Annotated in this window: 14 protein-coding genes; 7 read left to right on the top strand and 7 right to left on the bottom strand. The window is 43.8% G+C overall.

Translation table 11 applies throughout. The annotated features are described in order from the left end of the window. Window positions 1–36: 36 nt before the first annotated feature. Window positions 37–1,212 (bottom strand): benzoate/H(+) symporter BenE family transporter, encoded by a 1,176-nt coding sequence (locus ACNQO6_RS07375; RefSeq protein WP_440208526.1) that lies wholly within the window; start codon window positions 1,210–1,212, stop codon window positions 37–39. Window positions 1,213–1,305: 93 nt separating this feature from the next. Between ACNQO6_RS07375 and ACNQO6_RS07370 the strand changes: the two genes are divergently transcribed. Continuing rightward, window positions 1,306–1,875 (top strand): helix-turn-helix domain-containing protein, encoded by a 570-nt coding sequence (locus ACNQO6_RS07370; RefSeq protein WP_440208525.1) that lies wholly within the window; start codon window positions 1,306–1,308, stop codon window positions 1,873–1,875. Window positions 1,876–1,904: 29 nt separating this feature from the next. Here the strand turns inward: ACNQO6_RS07370 and ACNQO6_RS07365 are convergent, their stop codons facing one another. The 4 genes from ACNQO6_RS07365 to ACNQO6_RS07350 all read right to left on the bottom strand — a co-directional run bounded on the left by ACNQO6_RS07365 (window position 1,905) and on the right by ACNQO6_RS07350 (window position 7,514). After that, complete coding sequence (locus ACNQO6_RS07365; RefSeq protein WP_343578342.1) at window positions 1,905–2,579, bottom strand: YjjG family noncanonical pyrimidine nucleotidase; 675 nt, start codon at window positions 2,577–2,579, stop codon at window positions 1,905–1,907. A gap of 207 nt (window positions 2,580–2,786) precedes the next feature. Beyond that, a complete protein-coding gene (mhpT, locus tag ACNQO6_RS07360; RefSeq protein ID WP_440208524.1) occupies window positions 2,787–4,043 on the bottom strand; it encodes a 3-(3-hydroxy-phenyl)propionate transporter MhpT in 1,257 nt (418 codons plus the stop codon). Window positions 4,044–4,326: 283 nt separating this feature from the next. Further along, window positions 4,327–6,735, bottom strand: a complete 2,409-nt coding sequence (locus ACNQO6_RS07355) for a TonB-dependent hemoglobin/transferrin/lactoferrin family receptor (protein WP_440208523.1) — start codon at window positions 6,733–6,735, stop codon at window positions 4,327–4,329. An 86-nt stretch (window positions 6,736–6,821) separates the two neighbouring features. Beyond that, window positions 6,822–7,514 (bottom strand): type 1 glutamine amidotransferase domain-containing protein, encoded by a 693-nt coding sequence (locus ACNQO6_RS07350; protein WP_440208522.1) that lies wholly within the window; start codon window positions 7,512–7,514, stop codon window positions 6,822–6,824. Between the two features lie 90 nt (window positions 7,515–7,604). Here ACNQO6_RS07350 and ACNQO6_RS07345 point away from each other — a divergent pair, with 90 nt between their 5' ends. The 3 genes from ACNQO6_RS07345 to ACNQO6_RS07335 all read left to right on the top strand — a co-directional run bounded on the left by ACNQO6_RS07345 (window position 7,605) and on the right by ACNQO6_RS07335 (window position 10,160). Then, the gene (locus tag ACNQO6_RS07345) at window positions 7,605–8,024 is read left to right on the top strand and encodes a MerR family transcriptional regulator (protein ID WP_343578339.1); all 420 of its coding nucleotides are present in this window, start codon (window positions 7,605–7,607) and stop codon (window positions 8,022–8,024) included. A 109-nt stretch (window positions 8,025–8,133) separates the two neighbouring features. Beyond that, complete coding sequence (locus tag ACNQO6_RS07340) at window positions 8,134–8,937, top strand: type 1 glutamine amidotransferase domain-containing protein (RefSeq protein WP_440208521.1); 804 nt, start codon at window positions 8,134–8,136, stop codon at window positions 8,935–8,937. A gap of 185 nt (window positions 8,938–9,122) precedes the next feature. Continuing rightward, a complete protein-coding gene (locus ACNQO6_RS07335) occupies window positions 9,123–10,160 on the top strand; it encodes an acetoacetate decarboxylase (RefSeq protein WP_440208520.1) in 1,038 nt (345 codons plus the stop codon). Window positions 10,161–10,471: 311 nt separating this feature from the next. On the opposite strand, the gene ACNQO6_RS07330 is transcribed toward ACNQO6_RS07335, so the two are convergent. Together ACNQO6_RS07330 and ACNQO6_RS07325 are read right to left on the bottom strand one after the other, a co-directional pair. Continuing rightward, a complete protein-coding gene (locus tag ACNQO6_RS07330; RefSeq protein ID WP_440208519.1) occupies window positions 10,472–11,710 on the bottom strand; it encodes an NADH:flavin oxidoreductase/NADH oxidase family protein in 1,239 nt (412 codons plus the stop codon). Between the two features lie 173 nt (window positions 11,711–11,883). After that, entirely contained in the window at window positions 11,884–12,714 is an 831-nt protein-coding gene (locus tag ACNQO6_RS07325; protein ID WP_440208518.1) for an alpha/beta fold hydrolase, read from the bottom strand. Window positions 12,715–13,139: 425 nt separating this feature from the next. Here ACNQO6_RS07325 and ACNQO6_RS07320 point away from each other — a divergent pair, with 425 nt between their 5' ends. The 3 genes from ACNQO6_RS07320 (at window position 13,140) to ACNQO6_RS07310 (ending at window position 16,402) form a co-directional block, all read left to right on the top strand. Continuing rightward, window positions 13,140–14,075, top strand: coding sequence for an acetoacetate decarboxylase family protein (locus ACNQO6_RS07320; protein ID WP_440208517.1), 936 nt, complete (start codon window positions 13,140–13,142; stop codon window positions 14,073–14,075). After that, entirely contained in the window at window positions 14,072–15,316 is a 1,245-nt protein-coding gene (locus ACNQO6_RS07315) for a saccharopine dehydrogenase family protein (protein WP_440208516.1), read from the top strand. The genes ACNQO6_RS07320 and ACNQO6_RS07315 overlap by 4 nt, the downstream gene beginning before the upstream one ends. A gap of 99 nt (window positions 15,317–15,415) precedes the next feature. Continuing rightward, window positions 15,416–16,402, top strand: coding sequence for an NAD(P)H-quinone oxidoreductase (locus ACNQO6_RS07310; protein WP_440208515.1), 987 nt, complete (start codon window positions 15,416–15,418; stop codon window positions 16,400–16,402). Window positions 16,403–16,442 lie beyond the last annotated feature (40 nt).

Here is a 16,442-nt window from a genome sequence, read left to right as displayed (position 1 = left end):
TTTATATAAAAATAAAATTAAGATCAATGCAACATATTACCGAACAGGTTTCACCAGAATCTGATAAGCCAGAATCCCGCCGACCAAGCCCCAAAACGCTGAACCGATACCCAGTAAAGTGATGCCAGATGCGGTGAGAAGAAAACAGATTATCGCTGCATCGCGGCCCTGTTCATCTACTAATGATTGATGCAGACTGTTCATCAAGGTCGTTAATAACGCCAGTCCAGCCAGAATATGAATTAATACGTTTGGTAAGCCATTAAACAATATAAAAATTGCACCGCCAAAAATCCCGGCAATTAAGTAAAAAATACCGGCCCAAGTCGATGCAATATAACGTTTTGCCGGATTAGGATGAACATCAGGCGCCATACAAAGCGCTGCGGTAATGGCTGCAATACAGATACTAAAACCACCCCACGGCGCTAAAATGATTGCGGTTAGAGAGGTAAAGACCAGCAACATAGAGGTTTTAGGTGTATAACCACTGGCCTGCAAGATCGCAATACCCGGTGCATTTTGCGATGCCAGCGAAACGATAAAAAAAGGAATTCCGACACCAATCAATGTGGTCATGGTGAACTGCGGCTGGACAAAGGTAGGTAACGTGAAGACATTACCGGTCTGGGTAAAATGTAGGTCTCCGCTGATCCAGGCCACAATAATACCTGTAATCAGCGTTGCAATAATGGCATAGAGTGGAAACCAGCGTCGGGTCAATACAAACGCCGCCAACATGGCAAGACACAGGGTAAAATTGACCTGTAAGGCTTCAAATGTACTTAAACCAAAACGTAACAGGATGCCTGCCAGCATGGCAGAAGCAATCGAGCGTGGAATATAGTTCATGAGCTTGGCAAAAATACCTGTCGCGCCACATAACAGCATCAGACCTGAAGCAAAGATAAACACACCCACCACTTCATTAATACTGACTCCAGTCAGGCTAGTCGCAAGCAAGGCAATCCCGGGTGTCGACCACGCCGTTAAAATCGGAGTACGATAATAAAGTGACAATCCGATACTGGTGATGCCCATGCCGATACCCAGCATCATCAGCCAGCTTCCTGTTTGCGAAGCATCCAGTCCCGCCCTTTCCAGCGCCTGTAAAATAATGGCCAAAGAACTGGCATAGCCGACCAGCACTGCCACAAGCCCAGTCATAATCATGGCTGGTGAGGAAGACCTAAAAAATGCTAAGTTACGCATAGGACATACTTTACTGACGAATGAAGGTAGAGTGACTAAAGTATCATCGTCTGTTATAACGGACAATCATTTTATTCAAGAAGATGCCTATTTATGCAAGATATTCCACCCAATGTTGCTGAAGCTTTAAAAAGCTTGAGAACCGAGCGCGGTTTGAGTTTAAGCCAGACTGCTGAATTGACCGGTGTCAGTAAAGCAATGCTTGGTCAAATCGAGCTGGGCAAGTCGAGTCCGACGGTGGCAACGCTCTGGAAAATCGCGACCGGATTCAATGTTGCATTTTCGACTTTTCTTGAAGGTGGACAATCTCAAACACCACCGGAAATCCATCATTTCAGAGACTTACCTGTTTTTGAACAAGGTCATTCAGGCATGCGGGTCAGCCCCTTGATTGCTTTTGATGAGGAACTTCGCATGGATGTGCTAAAGATTGAATTACTGCCCGGTGCCAGCAGTGAATCCAGCCCGCATGAAGCAGGCGTGATTGAGCATATTATTGTGTTTACAGGCGTACTGCAGCTACAGCTTGAAGGGGTTAAACACACACTTTCAGCAGGAGAATCCATCCGCTTTCATGCCGATATTCCGCATACCTATGCCAATACGGGTGAGCAGAGTGTGATCATGCATAATGTTATTCACTATCCACGTCCTGCCCCTTAACCCCTTATCGGCAAGCGCATGCTTTTCTTTTATAGAATCTTGGTCAGATCTGACAGATGTTGAATGGTATAAGTAATATTCAGATTTTGTTCATTCTTGATTTGTTTGGGATTGTACCAGCAGGTTGGAATTTCACATGAAGAGGCACCCTTGATGTCTGCTTCTAGACTGTCCCCAATAAAAAGAATTTCTTCTTTGGCAATCTTACTTCTGGCCAAACAGGTCTGGAAAAAACGCTGATCAGGTTTTTCAAAACCGACATCATCAGACACATACAGGTCAGAGAAATGTGGCAATAAACCGGCTAAATGTAAACGCGCTTTTTGTTGATGCAAAATGCTATTTGAAGCGGCGAAGAGTTTATATTTTTGGCTCAAATATTGAATTGCTTCTGCAGCACCCTCTTCAAGCGTATGTTCTTTTGCCAGATTGCCTTGAAAAGTATCGCGAAAATGCTCGTGATTAATATCAACTTTCAAGGCACTAAAGAGTTCTTTAAAGCGGTTATTAATTACGTCCTGTACAGTAATTTCGCCTAACTTCTGTCTTTCCCATAAAAGATGGTTAATGTGTTTATAGGTCGAATAGGTCAGATCATCATGATGTAAATCAAATTCTCCGAAAGATTTCACAAATGCAGAGCGATTGGCGATGCTAAAATTCAGCAAGGTATCATCAATATCAAAGAAAATCGCTTTATACATCCTACTCTTCCTATCTGTTCATCCTAAATTGCCGCTATTTTATGATACCGATAAGTCAAAAGACAATGTGATGAAGGAATTATCCTGACTGTGTCATCGAGACCATTTCAGGCTGAAATAAAAAAGGAAACAGCAATGCTATTTCCTTTGATTGAGACAAGAAGTCGAAAAATTGTTTTTCCCTCATCCATTCTCAATAAGTCCAAATCAGCTCGTGACAACCTTGAAATTCTCTTTTTCTTCAGCTGAATGGATCGGTTTACGAAGTAAGATCAATGCTGAAATGGCTGCCAATAAAATCATCGGAATACTGGATGCAATCACCACAATTTCACTTTGCCCTGTTCCCAGTAAATAACCCGCAACTAATGGACCAGAAAACGCACCTATCCTGCCAATTGCAACAGCAGCACCGACGCCGGTTCCCCGCATTTCTGTTGGATAATACTTGGCTGCCAAGGTATATAGAATTGACTGGCAACCAATCACAAACATACCGCATCCTGTCGCAAATAAGGTAAAGCTAAACGCGCTATTAGAATAAGCCAGTCCAATCAGTGAGAGTAAAATACCGCTATAGACACTTGCAACAATCACGAACTTATTCAACCGATCCAGCATAAAACCTAAAATGAGCACGCCCACTGATCCACCCAGATTAAAGCCAATCTGGATATAACTGGCCTGTTCTTTATTGAGGCCTAAGCCTGAAATTAAAGTCGGTAACCAGTTCTGGAATAGCGCTAATACCAGAAGTGTGCCGAAGAAACTCAACCACAAACTCGAGGTAATCAGCACACGAGGCTTTGCAAATAAAACAGTTACCAGACTTTTACGGTTTGCCGGGCTGTTTGCTGTTTTATTCAGATACGCTTTGGATTCAGGTAAAAAGAAAATCAGAACGGGTACAAGTAATAAAGGTGCGATGCCACCGAAATAAAAGATATGCCGCCACTCATGATCAGCAGTGAGAGATAAAGCCACCACGGAGGTGAGAACGCCACCAATCGGCATGCCACAATACATGGCACTGACGGCAGTCGCTTTATATTTTTCACTCACAGCTTCAGACACCATGGTAATTACAATCGGTAGCGCCCCGCCCATGCCTAATCCGGTCAGAAATCTCACCAGAAGCAGGCTATTCAATTGTTGGGTAAAAGGTGTCAGTAAAGACATCAGGCCAAAGATCAGGATACAGCTAATAAATACTTTCTTGCGTCCCATCGAATCGGCGATCCTGCCTGCAATCATGGCTCCTGGGAAAGTGCCTAGCACTGCAGCACTAAATACCCAGCCCATTTCAGTACTGTTCAGTAGCATCTCCGCTTTCATTCTTGGTGCGGCAACGCCCATGGATTGCAAATCAAAGCCTTCAATAATGGCGAAAATAAAACATAAAACCAATGTCATGATCATGCCAATTTTTGATGACTGTGATGCGACTTCTGCATCCTTTATCATTCCTATCTTCCTTTTTGATTATTGGAATTTATAATCTCTTGTATACAATCCTTATGTTGGCATATTTTCAGAGAAAGCAAAAAAAAGACTAACAGAGCGGAAAAAGTTACGCAATATATAAAAAAATTATGGAATATGTAATTGGATAGCAGACAAAATTGAATGAATTTTGATCTTGCAGATTTGAGCTAGCTTTTTGAAAATGATCCAGTCATTTTCAGTCCAGAAGCTATTTAACAGCTTTCTGGACTGAAGTTTATTCATGTGCTCATAAATACAAGAATTAGAATTTTTGAGAAATACTGAATTTATAATCGCGGCCTGTGCCGGTCATATATTCACCCAGATACATCTTGTAGTCTCGATTAAACAGGTTATCAATCGACATATTTAAGCTAGGCCCTTTTGTCCCGATCGGTTGCCAGTCCACATAGACACCATGCAATGAATAACCCTTGGTTTTCGGCAGTGAAAATGAAGAGGCGGCGATAGATTTGTCATTGTCCGAAAGACTACGGTCTTGTGCCGCCACAAAAATCCCGCGCCAGCCCATTGTGAGGTGATGCTCAGGCACATTGACACCCAAAGTTGCCGTGGCCTTCCTTGGTGGAATATCCGTCATCCAGGTTTTCTGGTCAAACCATGGATTGACTGGGGAATTATCCCGTTGTCCGCGAATATAAGAATAGGTTAACCCGGTAAACCACATGGGCTGGTTATAGAAAATCTCGGCTTCATAGGCTTTGATGGTATAGTCATTCACATTCCGATAAAAACCGTGGTGATATTTTCCATTGCAGTCATTAATGCTGCCATTGCCACCGTTGGCCTTGTTTTCAGCTTGTGCTTTGCAGAACGTTGAAAGATTACGGAAGATTTCATCCGTTCCACGATTACGATGATAGGTCAGGCGAACTTGTAAATGGTCATCCTCTGCAAATACATCATCGAAGTTCATTTCATTGCCTAATCGAAGTGCCAGCATTTTTTCAGGTAATAAATAACGACTGGTGGATGGCACAGAGGTGATCGCTGATTGTACATAATATTGTTCATCGACACGCGGTGCACGCCAGGTTTTACTGATATTGGCGAACCAGGTCAGATCATCTGCCTGTTTCCATGCGAGTGCTAGGCGCGGCGACCAGCCGGTATAGGTTTTACTTGAATAATCATGTCCCGCTTCAGGGTCGTTATAGCGTGATGCACGGTTTGGTTTACCCGTGTTGGTAATATGGTCGTAGCGAATAGAAGGCGTAATGGTAAAATTATTGATCTGATATTGATCCTCTACAAAGGCACTCAGCATCTGCTGATCCCCAGCTGGCATATAATAGGGTTCATAATAACCAAAATTATAATCTGGCTTTTTCGAGTTGGTTTTATCGTAAATCAGGGAGTTCTGTTCCATTTTCTGATATTGCGCACCGAGCTTTAATTTATGTGAGCCGTATTCAGTCTCAAAATCACTGATATTACTGAGTTTAAAAGCCGTATTGGTATAAGTCACCCAGCTTTCATTGCCCAAGGTTGCAGCTGATCCATTCACACTGGGTAAGCGCTGGTCATGTTGATCTGTTTTGGAATAAGAGGCTGTGGCTTTGAGGTTGACATAGGGATTAGATGCAGGGTTTAACTCATATCCAATCGAGTAGCTGGTATCTTTCTGGTCACGGTAAACCAGTCGGCGTTTCCATGCCTCTTCATAGCCATATTTTTTAATATCGGCTTCGGTCGGCACGGCATCCTGATCACGCATGGCGGCAAAGGGTTCCCAGCCATCATGTCCACTCTGCATGGCATTGAAGCTGATTTTCTGACTCTCTGTCGGATGAAAATTCAGTTTAGCCAAGTAGGTATTTTGCTCTTGGGCGGAGTATAAAAATTTTGTGCCATCTGGACGTGTTACATCACCACTATCACGATTGGTGTAATAAAACATGCCATCGACCAGACCATTGTTGCTTTGTGCATAAACCGCACCGGTATAAGTATTTTGCTGGTTATTAGAAAAACGCGAATACTTTAAAAATGCACCGACCTGATTATCGCCTTCAAGCAGATCAGTCGCATCCTTGGTTTCAAGTGTTACTTTACCGCCAAAACCGCCATTGCCAACCTCAACATTATGCGGCCCTTTATCAACCGTAATTTTCTTTAAAATTTCGGGTTCAATAAACACCGAGCCCTGCCGGTATTTATCAAAACTTTTGACCGAGTCATCCAGGGTAATCGGAACATCCTCTACACCGCCCATCCCGAGAATATTAATGGTCTGCCCACCTGGTCTTGGGGAACCCGCTGATCCTACACTAGGCATATGATCCAGCAATTGCGCCACATTATTGGCTTGATAACGGTCAATCGCTTTCTGGTTTAATACACTCTGACCAAACTGGATGGTATCGTCTTTCTCTGCCTGCACCACAATCGGTGTCATCTGATAAATCTGGTTTTGGGCATTACTTTGGGACGACGTCTGGAGCGATTGATTTGATAATGAAGCGCTGCTTTCAGCAAGAGCTAATGGTTGCCCTGCAACGCTTTGTCCAGAGATTAAATTCATGGACAAAGCAATTGCACTGGTTAACAACAATGGTTTAGATACCATGCCCTGTGCAAGCGGCTGATTAAGATTTGATTCACCAAGACGTAGAATCTGTTTCTTGGGAAAACTTAGGGAGTGTGTCATTCAATTAAAAAAATGTTGCTTAATTGATAATAATTATCGTTTACATTTGTGATTTTGTAAATAAAATCATGCTGTTTTTCCATCAATTAAACTTTTTCTAATGCATCAATGATCGCTAATGCAGTGATACGGGCTGAAAATGGATTCTGTCCCGTAATCAGGTTGCCCTCCTGAACCACATTCGGCATAAATGGAATCAGTTTCTTTTCGTATTTCGCGCCGCGTTGTTTAGCGAGTTGTTCGGCATTATACGGCACTTTTTTTGCTACCCCAGCCAGTATTTCTTCACACCAGGCAAACCCCGTCAGCTTTTTACCCGCAATCAAGTATTGTCCATTTGCAAGCTGAACATTGAGCAATCCACAATAACCATGACAAACACTGGCAACGATGCCACCATGTTCATAAATATTGCTGGTGATCTGTTGCAGTTCAGGATTGTCTAAAAAATCCCACATCACGCCGTGCCCACCGGTGTAATAGATCACATCGTAATCTTGCCAGTTGATCTCGGCAGGTTTTTTGGTGGTTTCCAGCAACTGCATAAAGGCAGGATCATTTTTGCGCTTTAAAACAGATGCATCCGCGACGAAACGCTCCAGTGATTTGGGTTCAAGTGGAGAATGACCACCCAAAGGGCTCACAATATCTTGAATGTAATGATGCTTTTCAAACTCATCATAGGCATGGGTCAACTCGCCAAGCCATAAGCCGGTTGGACGATCAACTGTTTCATATTGAGCAATATTGGTTACCACATGCAGAATACGTTTAGACATTTTTCACCTCAAGGTTTCACATTATTTTTAGTCTTGCTTTTAATCCACTATAAGTCTAAAGTTAGCTTTAATGTCAAGAGGAAATCAGTAATGAATATTAGCGAATTATCAAAACAAAGCGGTTTAAGTACGCCTACGATTCGTTACTATGAACAGATCAAATTGTTACCCAAGGCAAAACGTAAATCTAACGGCTATCGTGAATATAGTGAAAATGATCTGAAACAATTATTCCTGATCCAGCAAGCACAGCAGGTTGGCTTTTCCCTGACAGAGATCAAGGCTTTTTTACCGTCGAATGTGACTTCTTGGGATCACGATATCCTGATCGGCTTGCTGGAAAGTAAAATTAAGGACATTGAAGCGCTAGAACAGAAACTGGCCATGAGTAAACACAATCTTCATATGATGATTACGGCGATTAATAACAAGCCGGATGAAATTACCTGTGAAGAAAATGCCCAACGCCTGCTCAATCTTTATTATACCGCTGATAAAGCTGAAAAATAATCATCATCTTTTCTAATGGTTTTTCACTGAGTAATGGATGAAAAGCTATTGACCTTAAAGCCCACTTCAAGCATAGGATCATTGACAGGTGATTGATGAGGAACCTGTCATGTTGCAACGTTGGAATCTTCAAAAGTGGTGGATCAGCATTCTGATGCTGATCTTTTCGGTTAACCCAGTCTTTGCTGCTGAACGTGGGCAAAATGTACACACCCAGTCCTTAGGCAAAATTCTGGTGGTGATGACCAACCATTCAGCTTACCCTACCCGTTCGGATCATACAGGCTTGTGGTTAACTGAACTTACCCATTTTTATGACATTGCCCAAGCCGCTGGTTATGACATGGATTTTGTCAGTCCGCAAGGTGGCGCAGTTCCACTGGATGAGCGTAGCTTAAAACCGATTTATATGGATAAATCTGCCAAAGCTCATTTAGCCGATCCTAAGTTTATGCAACGTTTAAACACCACGCTTGCCCCGAATGCGATTGATTCTTCCCGCTATAAGGCGATTTATTATACCGGCGGTCACGGCACCATGTGGGATTTTCCAAACAATGACGGCCTGAAAAAGATCAGTGAGCAGATTTACCAGCAAGGTGGCGTGGTCTCTGCTGTTTGTCATGGTGTAGGAGGCTTATTGTCACTACAGGACAAAAATGGCAAAGCTTTGATTGCAGGCCGAAGCGTGACCGGATTTGCCAATATTGAAGAAACCCTCTCAGGGATCAAGTCTCAAGTCCCATTCTCCTTGCAAGATAGTCTGGTTCAGCGCGGTGCACACTATAAACGGGCATTTGTTCCATTCAGTTCTTACGTAATTGTTGATGACCGCATTATTAGCGGACAAAATCCGCAGTCGAGTAAAGAAATTGCAGAAGCTGTAGTGAAACGTCTCGCTACTTTAAAATAAAATATCGCTTGCAAAGCCAGATTCTTGAATCTGGCTTTGTTAATATCCCCTCCCTTGTTCAGTGAACTGATATCTCCCTACTGATCCATTCCTCCCGTGCATGGCTTGAATAAAATCCTGCAAAAATGCTTGACCTTAAAGTGAGCTTTAATCTTAGCATCTCAAGTGTGAACAGGAGGAATCTCATGAATTTTAATTATCGTTATTTAAGTCGCTCTATCTCGGCGATAGCTGCAAGTGTGTTACTCAGCACTGCAACTTATGCCATTGAGCCGAAGCAACCTGCCATTACCACACAGGACACAGCGCAAACCACAGTGGTCGAATTCGGTCCGTACAAAGTCAATGTACCTAAAGGCGGTTATTACGATCGTTTTCGTATGAATCCGGATCTAGATGAAGTGGCAAAAGACCCAGCCGCTGGAAATATTGATTACTTCCGTACTATTCCTAAAAAACTGGTAGAAACACGTGTGGGTAAAGTCTGGTCACCGAATTTTTACTATCGGACCAGTAATGTGCAATTGTTGATGCTTGCCCCAATCGCAAAACTCAAAGCCAGGCTTCCTGCACCACTTGAACCTTTACAGCCTTTTCCTGGCTATGGTCTGGTTTCACTGACCTTCTTTTCTTATGCTGTGGGTGATGTTGATCCATACGACGAAGTTTCCGTTGCCATTGTGGTTCGTCAGCCCAGCGCACATCAATTCAATAGCACCGAACTATTGAGCTCGATGCGTAGTCATAAATACTATGGTCATGTACTGGCTTTACCTGTCGATACGGAAATAGCCCGTGTCCGCGGTGTCTATGGCTACCAGTTACCCAAATGGCTGACACCGATTGACCTGAATATTGGCAGTCAAACACTGAAAGCCCAGATTTTTAATACCGATGGCACCCCAGATCTAAGTCTCAGCGCAGCTTTGCCAAAAATTAAAACGGTGAAGCCACAGTCAAGAATTGAAACCAAGACCATGTATCAACTGGTCGACGGGAAATGGCACAGCACCTCGGTCCAATCAAATACACTGGCATTTGGACAAAAGTTATTTCCAAGGGATGTGCAACTAGTACGCAGCGGTGGCCCACTGACGAAACTTCTGGATGATTTAGGCGCAGCGAAGATTTTACGTCTGGATGTGGTGAAGGACGCCCAATTGGCGCTGAATATGCCTGTTGCTTATCCTGCCTTGGATCAGGTCAGTCTGCATAAAAAATAAATATATTCAGTGATTGGCACCCGCTTTCAGGCTGAAAGCGGGTGTTTTTTTATTTGAGTTAAGCTAGTTATGGTTCTAAGCAAAAAACAGACTTGAAAATCGCCGTTTTTAGTCCATGATTTTTCTTTAGTTTTAAGTCAAGGTAATCATTTTAGCCACGACTGTATAGGGTTGTAGCGCGTTTGGTTTGTCCTAATTGTCTGCCTATAGGGTGCAAAAAGAACAACAACTAAAAAAGCCAATGGCAGAGGTACTGTCATTGGCTTTAGTTTCAGGATGCAAACCATAACAACGTGTAGAAGCCGTATCTTTTAACAGGCTGCGGTATAGTGACGCATCCGGTTTTTATAGAGACGGGTGCGGCGTGTCATCGCAGCTTGTTGCAGAATTAATGCCCAGACTGGAGAAACTTTAGGATTCGGGCGTTTTCCAAGGCTGAGTTTACGCAACTGAAATTTTACTGTAGCCATATTGGCCAGAGATGCCAGCGTTTTGTTTTTCCAGTGGATAGGCTTTAATTCAGGCGCCGTATTCTGCCCTTGCTGCCACTGATGGGGGAGATTGGGCTCGATAGCCAAAGCAGTGGCAATCCCGACCATATCCACACCGCTTTCAATCACCTGTTCCGCCACCTGCTTACGGCGGATCCCCCCGGTGACCATCACGGGCATCTTGGCGACCTTACGGATCTCCTGTGCAAATTCCAGAAAATAGGCTTCACGTGCCAAGGTGCGCCCATCGCGTGCCTGACCTTGCATGGCTGGTGCTTCGTAGCTACCGCCAGACAGTTCGACCAGATCTACGGCCAGTTCATTTAGCATCTGCACCACTTGCTGCGCATCTTCGGCACTAAAACCGCCACGCTGGAAATCTGCCGAATTGAGTTTTACTGCAACAGTAAAGGTATCAGCAACCACGGCACGTACTGCTTTGACGATCTCGATCAGAATGCGTGCTCGATTTTCCAGAGAACCACCCCATTGATCCTGACGCTTGTTGCTCAGGGGAGAAAGGAACTGGCTGAGCAGATAACCATGCGCTGCGTGGATTTCAACGCCGGTAAAGCCCGCTTTTTCACCCAGACGTGCGGTATTGGCAAAGCGGTCAATCACCTCCTGAATCATGGCCTGATTCATTTCAATCGGTGTATTAAAACGATCTGACATTTTGCCAAGATCTAGTGCAATCGCTGAAGGTGCCCAAGTCTCCTGGCCTAAATTGGATTGCATCTGACGTCCCGGATGATTGATCTGCAACCACGCTTGTGCACCCTTGGAACGGCTGATTTGCGCCCAGCGTTTAAAGCTTTCCAGATGCTGTTCATCTTCCAGTACCACACCGCCGGGACCGGTCATGGCACGGCGATCGACCATCACATTACCGGTAATGATTAAACCAACGCCGCCATCCGCCCAGGCCTGATATAAACGCATCAGTTCTTCTGAAGGGGCATGATTGATATCTGCCATATTTTCTTCCATGGCAGCTTTGGCAATGCGGTTAGGAATCTCGGAACCATTCGGGAAAACCAGTTTTTCAAATACTTTCATTTTTGTGACCTCATTGAGTATGGATTTACTTTAAGATTAAAGCCAACTTTAATGTCAATAGTTTTATTAAATGGAATAATATATTTTTTATAAATTTTTTAGATTCAGATAATTAGGTTATAAAAAAATAGAGGCATCTAGGCCTCTATTTTAATAGTGTTGAATAAAGTGGATTATTGACGGATAAATGCCAGTAAATCAGGATTAATCACATCCGCATTCACGGTGAGCATACCGTGTGAGAAACCTTTATACGTCTTTAAAGTCCCGTTTTGCACCAATTTGGCAGATAATGCGCCCGAGTTTTCATAAGGTACCACCTGATCATCATCGCCATGCATCACCAGTACGGGCACTGAAATCTTTTTCAGATCTTCTGTAAAATCGGTCTGGGAAAAAGCCACGATGCCATCATAATGTGCTTTGGCGCCGCCCATCATGCCTTGGCGCCACCAGTTCCAGATCACAGGTTCAGATGGTTTGGCATCGGGGCGATTAAAACCATAAAAAGGACCGGCAGGCAAATCGTAATAAAATTGCGATCGGTTCTTGAATAACTGGTTTTGCAGGTCATCAAACACTTCTTTTGGTAAACCGTCAGGATTATTCGCTGTTTTTACCATAATGGGTGGTACAGCACTCACCAGCACAGCTTTGGCAACGTTTTCTTCACCATGACGCGCAATGTAATGCGCCACTTCCCCGCCTCCGGTGGAATGTCCGATATGAATAGCATTCTTGATGCCAAGATGTTGCACGACCGCAGCGACATCATCGGCATAATGATCCATATCATGTCCATCCCAAACCTGGCTGGAACGACCATGACCACGACGATCATGTGCGACCACACGGAAACCTTCGTTTAAAAAGAACAGTAACTGGGCATCCCAGTCATCAGAACTGAGTGGCCAGCCATGATGGAAAAAGAGGACCTGTGCATCGCGTGGACCCCAATCTTTATAAAAAATCTCTACACCATCTTTTGTCGTAACGTATGCCATCTTTGTTTCTCCTGTGTAAAATTTACACTGTCGAGTCATGATCTATGTTGTAATTTATGTCAGTAAAATCACATTATGTGCTGTGCTATCTCTACAGATAGTGACTCTATACTAAGATTAAAGTTCGCTTTAAGGTCAATAGATTTAGTCCTATTCTGATAATAAAAATGTAATTTTATAATTTAAGCATTACACACCAAAATAAAGATGAATGATTAAAATTCAAAAGCTTATTAAAATTCTATAATAATTAGCCAATGTTTTCGTTTACATACTTTCAACGAATCAAGCCTAGGTGTTTAAAAACCAAAATTTTAGTACTTGACTTTAAAGTTAGCTTTAATCTTATAGTGATCTCAGTTGAAAAGTGCTTTGGGTGGCATACAGGCATTTTGAATGACTCGATCAATCAAAGGTTAACCAATATGAACAGTGATAAACAGTTTACTGAAGTTGAGTTTGGCGCACACAGGGTAAGCGTTCCCAAAGGGGGCTATTATGACCGTTTTAGGATGAACCCGAACCTTGATGAAGTTGCTCAGGATCGTGCTGCCGGGAATATCGATTTTTTCCGCAAGATTCCAAAGAAACTTGTGGAATCGAGAGTTGGTCCGGTCTGGGCACCGAATTTTTATTATCGTAGCAGCAACGTGCAGGTTCTCATGCTTGCACCACTGAAGCAACTCAAAAAACAGCTACCTGCCCCTTTAGAACCGTTACACGCTTTGCCAGGTTATGGATTGGTTGCACTCACCTTCTTCCATTATTCTGTTTGTGATAACGATCCTTATAACGAAGTTTCGGTGGCAATAGTGGTGCGTAAACCAGAGGCACGTGGGCCACATATTTTAGAGCTGGCCAATGCGATTCGACAACGTCATTTTTATGCCCATGTATTGGCATTGCCTGTCGATACCGAGATTGCACGGGTTCGTGGCGTCTATGGCTATCAATTACCGAAATGGCGCACTGAAATTAATGTCGAGATTGACCCCGATCAAATTAATGCCAACCTGACCGATACCACAGGCAAGGTTGATCTCAGCCTGACTGCCGTGACACCTGTATTAAAGCAGGTGAAATCCGAATCCCGAATGTCTGAAGCGACCATGCTGCATCAAGTTGACGGCAAATGGCATCAAACGCTGGTGCAATCAAATCCCCTTTCATTGGCACAGCAGTTATTACCGAAAAAGGTCAAGCTGCTTCGTCATGGTGGGCCTTTAAGCCAGTTACTGGATCAGTTGGGTGCCTCCAAAATTCTTCGTCTGGATGTGGTGGAGGATGCTCAGGTTGTACTGAATTTGCCGAAACCTCTGGAAATCTTAAACAACTTAAAAATCAAGGAAAATGAACAATGACACAAAGCAATTATGATCTTGTGGTATTCGGTGCCACCAGTTTTGTCGGGCAGATCCTGACCCGATATCTGGCAGAATATTTTTCAACTCAGCAGGAGCAACTGCGCTGGGCAATTGCGGGTCGCTCTCAACAAAAATTACAAGAGGTTAAAAAGGGTTTAGGGGCTTTGGGTGAATCGTTGCCCATCCTGATCGCCGAAGCGAGCAATCAGGCTGAGCTAAACGCGTTGTGCGCACAGACACGTGTGGTGGTTTCAACAGTTGGTCCTTATGCGTTATATGGTGAACCGCTGATTCAGGCCTGTGTTAACAACGGTACAGATTATTGTGATCTGACCGGGGAAACCCAGTGGATCAAAAAAATGATCGAGAAATATGAATCTCAAGCCCAACAGTCTGGCGCCCGTATTGTGCATTGTTGTGGCTTTGATTCGGTTCCATCGGATATGGGAGTTTATTACTTACAGCAACAGGCACAAAAACAGTTTCATGCACCTGCGACCCAAGTCAGCATGCGGGTCAAGACCTTAAAAGGCGGTGCATCCGGCGGTACGGTTGCAAGTCTCATCAATGTCATTCAGGAAGCTGCAGCCGATCCTGCCCTGCGTAAAGATCTGGTTAATCCTTATGTGCTTTGCCCACCTGATCATGGCAACAGTCAAAGACAAATTTATATTAAAACCGCGAAATTTGATCCTGATTTTAATGCATGGATTGCGCCCTTCGTGATGGCGGCAGTCAATGAACGTGTCGTGCATCGTTCTAACGCTTTATCCGGCAATGCGTATGGCAGCAACTTTAGCTACAACGAAGCCATTTTAACTGGCGAAGGTTTGAAAGGACGTTTCAAAGCCTTAGGCGTTGTTTCTGGTTTAGGGGTATTTATGCTTGCGGCAGTGAGTAAACCGGTGAGTCAGCTCATGGAGCGTTATATGTTACCAAAACCTGGTGAAGGTCCGACACCACAACAGCAGCTTGCAGGACGTTTTGATTTACGTTTTGTCGGGAAAACCGAAGCAGGTCAAAGCCTCAAGATCAAAGTAACAGGTGATCGTGATCCAGGTTATGGCTCGACTGGAAAAATGTTGGGACAGGCTGCCTTGAGTCTTGCGCTTGATCATTACAAAGAAGGTCAAAAGACGGGGCGCTCAGGGGGCTTCTGGACACCAGCGACCATGTTTGATGCGCAGTTTATTCATCGTTTGACTAAGCATGCAGGACTTGCCTTTGAACAAATTTGAATGATCTTTCCTCCTTATAGGGAGATATTCCTCATTTTTAAACTTGAACATAAAGCGATTGAATCAAGTTCCCAATATGATCATTAAGGAAATAGCTACATGAAATGTATTACCTTTAACGGTTCGGGTGGTCCGGAAGTCATTACGGTCAGTGAAAGACCAATGCCTGAACTGACCGATGACGGTGTCTTAATTGAAGTGGTTGCTGCCGGAATTAATGGACCTGATGTCATGCAACGTCAGGGCTTATATGCACCGCCACCGGGTGTGACCGATATTCCTGGACTGGAAGTTTCGGGTATTGTCAAACAAGTGGGTAAATCGGTCAGCAAATTTAAAGCAGGTGACGAGGTCTGTGCATTGGTACCGGGCGGTGGCTATGCTGAATATGTGGTTGCCCATCAGGACAATGTGCTTTTTATTCCCGAAGGGCTGACTTTGGTAGAAGGCGGTATTTTGCTTGAAACCTTCATGACTGTCTGGTCGCATTTATTTCAGCATGCCAAATTTCGTCCGAATAGCTCGATCCTGATTCATGGCGGAACTTCCGGTATTGGCACGACAGCAACCATGTTGACCAGGGCATTTGGTGCTACACAAATTTTTACTACGGTTTCAAGTGAAGCTCATCAAAAAGCCAGTCTGGAACTCGGTGCGGATGTTGCCATTAATTATCATGAGAAGGATTTTGTTGAAGAAGTTAAAAAACATACGGATGGTAAAGGTGTAGACTTCGTACTGGATATTATTGCAGGTGATTATATCCAGCGAAATTATGAAGTTGCAGCGATGAATGGTACGATTTTACAAATTGGTGTCTTAAAAGGCCTGGCACAGAACCTCAATATTTTTCCGATGCTGGCAAAACGCCTTACCCATACTGGCGCAACTTTACGTTCACAGTCACCTGAGGCCAAAGCGGAAGTCATGTCAGCCTTGCAGGAAAAAGTCTGGCCTTTAATTACCCAAGGACAAATCAAACCCTTACTCTATGAATCTTTTGATCTGGAACAAACACGTCAGGCCCATGAACTTTTAAATCAGGGGCAACATGTGGGTAAGCTGGCATTAATCGTTAAAAAATAAAGGATAACAAGGCCTTGAAAAGAGCTAAATGCATTGCTTT

This window comes from Acinetobacter calcoaceticus, from assembly GCF_051947995.1.
In the GTDB taxonomy this organism is placed as follows: Bacteria; Pseudomonadota; Gammaproteobacteria; order Pseudomonadales; family Moraxellaceae; genus Acinetobacter.
The sequence above is the reverse complement of the archived record's forward strand: the minus strand, read 5'-3'. Positions and strand labels throughout refer to the sequence as shown.

Coding starts and splice junctions, on each gene's coding strand:
- ACNQO6_RS07375 (WP_440208526.1), bottom strand. CDS start 1,212: ATGCGTAACTTAGCATTTTTTAGGTCTTCCTCACCAGCCATGATTATG.
- ACNQO6_RS07370 (WP_440208525.1), top strand. CDS start 1,306: ATGCAAGATATTCCACCCAATGTTGCTGAAGCTTTAAAAAGCTTGAGA.
- ACNQO6_RS07365 (WP_343578342.1), bottom strand. CDS start 2,579: ATGTATAAAGCGATTTTCTTTGATATTGATGATACCTTGCTGAATTTT.
- mhpT (WP_440208524.1), bottom strand. CDS start 4,043: ATGATAAAGGATGCAGAAGTCGCATCACAGTCATCAAAAATTGGCATG.
- ACNQO6_RS07355 (WP_440208523.1), bottom strand. CDS start 6,735: ATGACACACTCCCTAAGTTTTCCCAAGAAACAGATTCTACGTCTTGGT.
- ACNQO6_RS07350 (WP_440208522.1), bottom strand. CDS start 7,514: ATGTCTAAACGTATTCTGCATGTGGTAACCAATATTGCTCAATATGAA.
- ACNQO6_RS07345 (WP_343578339.1), top strand. CDS start 7,605: ATGAATATTAGCGAATTATCAAAACAAAGCGGTTTAAGTACGCCTACG.
- ACNQO6_RS07340 (WP_440208521.1), top strand. CDS start 8,134: ATGTTGCAACGTTGGAATCTTCAAAAGTGGTGGATCAGCATTCTGATG.
- ACNQO6_RS07335 (WP_440208520.1), top strand. CDS start 9,123: ATGAATTTTAATTATCGTTATTTAAGTCGCTCTATCTCGGCGATAGCT.
- ACNQO6_RS07330 (WP_440208519.1), bottom strand. CDS start 11,710: ATGAAAGTATTTGAAAAACTGGTTTTCCCGAATGGTTCCGAGATTCCT.
- ACNQO6_RS07325 (WP_440208518.1), bottom strand. CDS start 12,714: ATGGCATACGTTACGACAAAAGATGGTGTAGAGATTTTTTATAAAGAT.
- ACNQO6_RS07320 (WP_440208517.1), top strand. CDS start 13,140: ATGAACAGTGATAAACAGTTTACTGAAGTTGAGTTTGGCGCACACAGG.
- ACNQO6_RS07315 (WP_440208516.1), top strand. CDS start 14,072: ATGACACAAAGCAATTATGATCTTGTGGTATTCGGTGCCACCAGTTTT.
- ACNQO6_RS07310 (WP_440208515.1), top strand. CDS start 15,416: ATGAAATGTATTACCTTTAACGGTTCGGGTGGTCCGGAAGTCATTACG.